Below are 858 nucleotides of genomic sequence, written 5' to 3' on the forward strand. Positions count from 1 at the left end.
ATCATGTTCTGTGCGATGATCTGGGTGTCATAGACACCAAGCCACAGCATCAGGCAGACCGCGCAGACGATCAACGCAAAGGCGATCGGCATGCCGAGCGCCATCGCTCCGCAGAGCGAGACCAGGAAGATCGTGACGGTCATTCCAGGTGCCCCTTCAGGTCATGCGAGGGGCTGGCGCTGTAGTCGCCAACGAATTCCGCGAGTTCATGCGGGCCGAGTCTGCCGGTCAACGCACGGTAGAGCCGGGCGAGCGTGATCAGGCCGATCCCGATGCCGGCGAAGTAGAGCACGTTGTAGACATAGGCCATGCTGATGCCGGTGACCGGTGCGACGGAGCTGGCGTTGATCTCCTGCTGTTTCCAGGTGCCTTCGAGCAGCATCAGACAACAGGCGAAGACGATTAGGTCGCTCAGGATCATGCAGATGCGGCGGCCAGCGTCACCGAGGGTACCGACGAAAGTGTCGACGCCAAGATGCCCGTTCTCGCGCATCACCACGACGGCCCCGATGAAGGTCAGCCAGACGAAGAAATAACGCGACAACTCCTCCGACGCGTTGATGCCGGAGTTGAAGGCATAGCGCAGCACAACATTGCCGAAGACCATCACCACCATTCCGGCAAGCAGGGCGACGAGAACGGCTTCAAGCGCGCGTAAGATCCACCTTTCGGCGATGGCTATCATGCGGCATTTCCTCGGATTTTCTTTTTATGGGGCTTTCATCAAGACGCCGGTCGGCGCCGTGTTCGATATCCGCGCGGGCCATCGCGAGCAGCTCGGCCATGGCCTGGCGGGCCTCGTCCGGGGAGCGAGCGGCAATAGCGTCGGCCACGCGCTTGTGAGCCGCCACCGATGCG

2 protein-coding genes are annotated in these 858 nt (G+C 61.4%); both read right to left on the reverse strand.

Translation table 11 applies throughout. The features are described 5' to 3' along the window. Positions 1-139: 139 nt before the first annotated feature. Entirely contained in the window at positions 140-685 is a 546-nt protein-coding gene (locus AC1DVA_RS28780) for a TRAP transporter small permease (RefSeq protein WP_265055216.1), read from the reverse strand. Then, a partial coding sequence (locus AC1DVA_RS28785) for a hypothetical protein (RefSeq protein WP_476808187.1) occupies positions 645-858 on the reverse strand: 214 nt, incomplete at its 5' end. The genes AC1DVA_RS28780 and AC1DVA_RS28785, both read right to left, overlap by 41 nt.

Source organism: Allobosea sp. P4_C6, assembly GCF_056402015.1.

Coding starts and splice junctions, on each gene's coding strand:
- AC1DVA_RS28780 (WP_265055216.1), bottom strand. CDS start 685: ATGATAGCCATCGCCGAAAGGTGGATCTTACGCGCGCTTGAAGCCGTT.